The organism is Martinezella miluonensis (genome assembly GCF_900094545.1).
Classification (GTDB): domain Bacteria; phylum Pseudomonadota; class Alphaproteobacteria; order Rhizobiales; family Rhizobiaceae; genus Rhizobium; species Rhizobium miluonense.
The window spans coordinates 1-6,468 of sequence record NZ_FMAH01000088.1 but is presented as its reverse complement, the minus strand read 5'-3'; the positions used below and the strand labels follow the sequence as shown (position 1 = coordinate 6,468).

The window sequence follows — 6,468 nt, the reverse complement described above, 5'->3', positions numbered from 1 at the left end:
CTCGAAGCTCGGTTCGATCTCCAGCCGTATCAGCCTGCAGACGAGCTTCGCTTCGTCGCTGTCCGACTCGATCCAGTCGGGCGTCGGCAAGCTGGTTGACGCCAACATGGAACAGGAATCGAGCAAGCTGTCGGCTCTGCAGACGCAGCAGCAGCTCGCCGTCCAGTCGCTCTCGATCGCCAACTCTTCGAGCCAGTCGATCCTGTCGCTGTTCCGCGGCTAATAGGAAGCGTCGGCGTCTAACGCCGGCTGAAATACGCAATGACAACTTCACCGCGCCCTCCCTCGAAGGCGCGGTTTTCTTTTGGCCCGCGTAGCGATGGTTGTTCGTCGCTTGCTTTATGGCAGCGCCGATATCCTGGCGGCTTAAACCAGATCGTCTGCTCGCTGCCTTTCTTTTGCGGTTAGATCGGCGAGTGTAGGTATGCCGGCATGGTCTCGTTATCCGCCTTCCGGGCAAGGTAAAGCCGCGCGGTATCAAGTGCTTCGCGAATAGTCAGATCCATGTCGAGATAGCGATAGGTGCCGAGCCGCCCGACAAAGGTGATCGATGTTTCCAAGTTCGCACGCTGCACATATTGAGCGAGCTGCTCCTTATCTTCGACGAGGCGGATTGGATAATAAGGGATGTCGTCAATGCCGCATTCCCGCGAGAATTCCCGATAGCAGACTGATCGCTTGTGTTCTTCCCAGGGCGAGAAGTGCTTGTGCTCGGTGATCCGCGTATAGGGCACGCTCACGTCACCATAATTCATCACCGCGCAGCCCTGGTAGTCGCCATCATATTCGAATCGCTCGAAATCGAGTGTTCGATATCCCAATGGGCCGAATTCGTGATCGAAATAGCCATCGAGCGGGCCGGAATAGAACACATGGGCGAAGTCCTGCTTCTGTGTTCGGTGAAACCGCGTCTTCAGACTGACGTTGATGTTGGGATGGTCGAGAATACGGTCGACCATTTCAGTGTAGCCGTTTTCAGGCATTCCCTGATATTTGTGCGCAAAGTAATTGTCGTCATAGTTGAAGCGCACCGGAAGCCGTTTCAGGATGGATGCAGGCAATTCCGTTGGCGAGCAGCCCCACTGCTTTTGGGTATATCCCTTGAAGAAGGCTTCATAGAGATCCTTGCCCACGAAGCGAAGCGCCTGTTCTTCGAATGTCTGCGGATCGTGGATGGATCCATCCGCCTGCACTTCGATGAAGGCGCGGGCCTCATCCGGCCTGAAGGTCTTCCCAAAAAACTGATTGATCGTGTGCAGATTGACTGGCAAGGAATAGACTTGGCTCTTTGACGTCGTCTTCACACGGTTCTTGTAGGGCCTGAAGGTCTGGAAGCTATTCACATAGTCCCAGACCTCCGTGTCGTCGGTATGGAAGATGTGCGGACCATAGACATGCACCATGACCCCAGTGTCACCGTCGCGCTCCGTATGGCAGTTTCCGGCGATGTGGTCGCGTGCATCAAAGATCTCGACCTGGTGACCGGCCAGCGCGAGTTCCCTTCCGATCACCGCTCCCGACAGTCCCGCGCCTACTATGCCGATTCTTTCGCTCGCACGCATTCCAGGATGCTCCAATTTCTCATTCAAAAAAGTCCACGCAAATGACAAAGGGCGTTACACCGCGATCGCGCTGCGCATCAGCTCGTCGTAGGCGTTAATCAAACGATCGAGGGCCAAGCCATTCTCCTGCGGTCCGAAGCTGAGATGGCTGACCGTGAAGTCCGAGAAGATCGCCGTCGGTCTGTCGAGAAGCTCCGGCAGGTCGACCGTCAGCGCGCGTTCATCATCGCCTTTCGGCAAAGCCATGTGCACGAGATCCTTGCCGAGCCATGCGATGAAGTTGATCGATTGACGTTCCTTCCACTCGATCACTTTGCTCGGCAAAGGAAGATGCTTGCTGTCAGTCTTCAAGAAAAAGTCGTGGAGGTCGTTGGCGCGTTCCGCACTTTGCCACAGGCTTCCGCCAAATCCGCCCGGCGGCCGCTCGAATTCGCCGACTTGCTCGGGAATGGAGCCGGCCATCTGTTGCCAATGGGCGCAGACCCCGTTGTTTACGACATTGGCGGAGACCAGCACATATTTCGGATTTGTGCGCCGGAATTCGATGAAATCGCTGAGCTTCTCGATATCCATGTAGACGATGTCGTCGTCGCACTTCAGGAAGATCGAGTCGGAATATGTCCTCAGTCGTTTTGCGTAAAAGTCATAGGCTTGCCAATAGGGCATGTGCTCGTTCGGATTGCCGACGAAGCGCTGTATCCGCGATCGCACGTTACCCAGTTCCAGGTCGGCACCCCAGCCGCCGCGAACCATGATCGATGCGCCGGCCGACAAGTCGAGATCCGCCCACTGACCGATCACCACGTTGTTGACATGGAGTGAGGGAATGCCGGCCGCATCGATGTTGAGGACGATCTGATTTGCGGCGCCCGGAGACAGGACGCCTGGCGTCGGCCGGCTCCAGACGGTCGCTGCATCGTCACGATCGAAATTCTTGAGTGCGCTGCGTGGCAGCTTGCGCAAGACAGAGTGCGAATTGCTCCAGCCGCCGACGACCAGCTCGAAATATTCGTCACCGTCGTCATTCGGCACGATGGCAATGTGAAAGTCGTTGGTGATCGTGGCGCTAAGGCGAAGCGGCTGGTTGGGCGCTGCCGATCCGGCGGACTGGTATAGTGCGGCGGAGCCCATATAGCGGATCGGGCCGAATTGGCACGTCACCCACTCATGATCCTGTTGTGAGCGCGTGAAATCCCACACATGCCACTCGTCTATGATCCCGGCATCCATGGCGGCTTGGATGTATCGGGTGAGAATTTCCATTCTCTTCTGTCTGCCCGCAAATGTGACAAGAATTACTGGAGCCATTTCAGCCTCGGTTTCTGGTGTGGTGCCGCTCACGACGCACTGGCAGTCTCTGCCGTCCATAAACGGCTATCATGGGGGATCGGCGAAAAGGCATGCCATTGCGCCAACTTCTCGGTGTAGCGCTGGCGACGGGTGAAATCGTTGCTGAACTCGACGTTCTCAGCGATGAGCTCTGCGCCGATCTCATAGTAGAGATCGAGATTGCCGAGATCCGGTACCGGCGTTTCGCCGCGTTCGCACTCGCTCTGCATTTGCCAGTACAGTTGCTCAAGACGCCGGACGAGAGCCGGAATGTCGCGCAGCACACTGGCATCGCGATGAAGCTCCAGGGCATGCCTTATCTTTGTCAGGCTTTCACGGTTCCGTGCAAAACCGATGGCCTTCCGGACGAAGTCGGCCGGGCCATCACAGATCAGATCCCGTGCCCCGGCGGCCGAGACGATGCTCGAACAGAACCGCGACGCGAAACCGTCGCCAGGGAACGTCAGGACCGGCAGGCCCATCGTCAAAGCATCGCCTGCCGTGGAATGAGCGCCATAGGGGAAAGTGTCGAGGAAAAGATCGGCCAGTCCAATGCGTGCGAGATGCTTGGCGTTGGGCGCCTTCGGCGCAAAAATCAGGCGCTCGGGCGCCACACCGCGCTGCTCGGCTGCTTGCCTCAGGCGCTGATCGACATCCTCGCCGCCGGTCAGGAGCCAGAGGACGCTGTCGGGCGTCTCGGAGAGAATGGTCATCCAACGGGCGAAGCAGGCATCCGTGATCTTCTGCATGCCATTGAAGCAGGCGAATATGAACGCGTCTTCCGGCAATCCGACATCGGCACGCCGCGGGCGCTCGGCGATCTGCCTCTTGCGATCGATCGGTTGATTGCAAGGGATCCGCAGTACCTTTTCCGTATAATAAATCTCGTTTTCGTGCGGAATGATCTGCTCATCGGCGATGATATATTGATGAAACGGGCTGCCCATGGTGCCCGGATAGCCGCAAAAATTGACGATGACAGGTGCCGGCCGATAGGCGAAGATCTTGGTCCGCGCGTGCTTTGTATAGCCGTTGACGTCGATGAGGATGTCGACCTCGTCAGTGACGATTTGCCTTGCGGCGTCGCGGTCGCTGAGGCCGGAGATGTCACGCCAGCAATCGACGGCGCTCTTGATTCGCGATTGCGTGGCATCTTCGGCCGACGAGTCGCCGCAATAATATGCATAGATTTCGACACTGTTCTTGTCGTGCGTTTCGAAGACTTCACGAAGGGCGAAACCCACCGCATGATCGCGTAAATCAGACGATACATAGCCGACGCGCAGCCGCTCTCCGGTTCCGAATTTCTGTCGCGGTAAAATACGCGAAAAGCCGCTCAGATCGGGGCGCCCCACAAGCGACTTGCAGTAGCGATAGGCCTTGGCGAGCTGGAAAAGCGGATCATCGAGGTGGCAAGAAAGTGTCAAGGGAGACATCGCGTCGAGCAATTGACGGGTCGAAACGTGCTCTGATCCGACCATGGCCGGCCATTTGCACTGGCGTTGCCGCAACGATGTCCAATGTTGCGCCGCTTCGGTCTTGTCTGGCCGCAATTCGATAGCTTGCCACAAAGCCGTCTCCGCCTCTTCGTAGAGACCGGCGTTCTCAAGGACACGGCCGACGTGCTGGAGAATCATCAAGCGATGAATGGCCCGATCCGCGGTGAGTTCGTTCGTGGCTTCCAGATAACCGCGCCATTGCTGAACGGCTTGGCTGGTAAGGCCGCAATCCTCGAGCGCGCGACCAAGGTTGACGTACGCTTGCCCGAAACGCGGCTCACTTTTCAAGCAGGCCCGCAACGCATGAATCGCACCGGTCACATCGCCCAGCTGCCGCAAAGTGACCGAGTAATTGAAGTAAACGATGTGCAGCAGCGGATGCGTCTCGTTGAACGCGATCCACGCTTTGTAAACCTCAGCTGCCAGCCTTGTTTGTCCGGTCTCGCTCAGGGTCTCAACAACCTGCAATAATTCGGGCAGCGACAAGCGTTGATTTCGAGCTCTGTCCAGCAGTTCTCCGAGCACGGGGGAGATATCCGAGGCGACTGCATTATTAACGAGCATAGGCATCCCACAAACAAGTGATCTTACGGCCAAAATTGAGGCCGGCTGAAATGGCACTCACTTCGTTTACCGATGCTAGCTTGCTTTGGGCTTGTCATCATTTTACGCGAGTCCAGTAATGATCCAATTTCTTATGATTGTATTTTACTGTTATGAAACAATTGATGGTTGATTTCTCGGTGCCGAAAGGCATAAAGAAGATTATACACTCCAAATCGCCGCTCTTCGCTGAAATCGTTATTAAATAATCACCTATTCCGCAGTTCGATGGTGCTTAATTTCAATAATTGCCAATATGTATCAAGCTTACAAAGGCGATCGCGAAATTTTGTATATAAAATTACATGATGCTATTTGAGTTATTCGAATAAGCATCGAAGATGTTTGTGATAATTATTTAAATTAACCTAATTAGCCTCGCGCACCATCGGTGATTGAGGTTGCATATAAATATATCTTAAGTTGTTTTTTGAGGCGCGTAAGCAAAAGAGACGCCTCGTTAACTGGAAATTAAAAGCAGCCCACTAATCCTTTGGTTAAGACACGAGCTGATGAATGCAACATTAGCATGTGCTGAAGTCGGGATTTTGATGAAGCGGCTCGGCGATAGCGAGACGTATATAGTTGCAGGCGTAGGAATCAGGGTTGTTGCTCACCCTGCATGCATGAAGCCCTTCCTATGCTTCGGCTCCAGCGAGCCATGTTCTCACCACATTCTTTCCGTCCGGCGGGATACTTGAGCGGCAGGCGTCAATGACGACTTCTGCCTCCCGAATTGTCTGTGCTTCGTCGCAAGGTGCGCCTGAAGCCGCGGTCAAGAGATAGGCGCGCTCTTTTCACGCTGTCGGCGTCAGAGAAATGGCATCTGTTAAAGGTTAACATTAGGGGCCCCCAAACCAATGACCTCAATCATTTCTTCCTTGACTGTCAATCAGATCAAATCTCTTACCACCACCACAATCGCCTCTCTCACGACGAGCGATGTGGCAGCGATGAGCACCACGCAGGTCAAGGCGCTTTCCTCATCCCAGATTGCAGCGCTGGGAACCGACGATATCGCCACCCTGACGACTGACCAGATAAGCGCTGTATCCGCGAGCGCGATCAAAGGCCTCAACTTAAGCCAATTGGCTGTTCTCGACTCGACAAAGATCGAGATCTTGAGCACGGAACAAGTCGCGGCCCTTAGCGCAGCTCAAATTGGCGGATTTGGCTCGTCGCAAGCTGGAGCTCTGACGTCCTCTCAGGTTCGCGTTTTGAACTCTGCACAGATCGGTGCGCTTTCGACGGCTGACATTGCCGGCTTCTCGACGGCAGATATTGCCGCCATCAGCACTGCCGCCCTTGCCGGTCTGTCGACCGCCAACGTCGCAGTCCTGTCGTCCGACCAGGCTGCAGCCCTGACCACGGCTCAGGTCGCAGCCCTGAAGACCACCCAGCTCCATGCGCTCACCTCGACGCAGGTCGGCGCCTTGACCACGGCTCAGGTCAGCACGCTCAATGCGACGCAGGTT

4 protein-coding genes and 1 pseudogene are annotated in these 6,468 nt (G+C 55.6%); 2 read left to right on the top strand and 3 right to left on the bottom strand.

The features are described 5' to 3' along the window. The coding region (locus tag GA0061102_RS32220; RefSeq protein WP_280949861.1) for a flagellin at positions 1–223 on the top strand (223 nt) is incomplete at its 5' end. 181 nt (positions 224–404) lie between these two features. Here GA0061102_RS32220 and glf read toward each other — a convergent pair. The 3 genes from glf to GA0061102_RS32205 are packed head-to-tail and all read right to left on the bottom strand — an operon-like array spanning position 405 to position 4,954. Next, positions 405–1,562, bottom strand: coding sequence for a UDP-galactopyranose mutase (gene glf, locus GA0061102_RS32215; protein WP_092856784.1), 1,158 nt, complete (start codon positions 1,560–1,562; stop codon positions 405–407). Positions 1,563–1,616: 54 nt separating this feature from the next. Further along, complete coding sequence (locus GA0061102_RS32210; RefSeq protein ID WP_092856781.1) at positions 1,617–2,870, bottom strand: DUF6250 domain-containing protein; 1,254 nt, start codon at positions 2,868–2,870, stop codon at positions 1,617–1,619. Positions 2,871–2,899: 29 nt separating this feature from the next. Beyond that, a complete protein-coding gene (locus tag GA0061102_RS32205; protein WP_092856778.1) occupies positions 2,900–4,954 on the bottom strand; it encodes an O-linked N-acetylglucosamine transferase, SPINDLY family protein in 2,055 nt (684 codons plus the stop codon). Between the two features lie 899 nt (positions 4,955–5,853). Here GA0061102_RS32205 and GA0061102_RS32200 point away from each other — a divergent pair. Continuing rightward, positions 5,854–6,468, top strand: a pseudogene (locus GA0061102_RS32200) (beta strand repeat-containing protein); the annotation flags it as partial.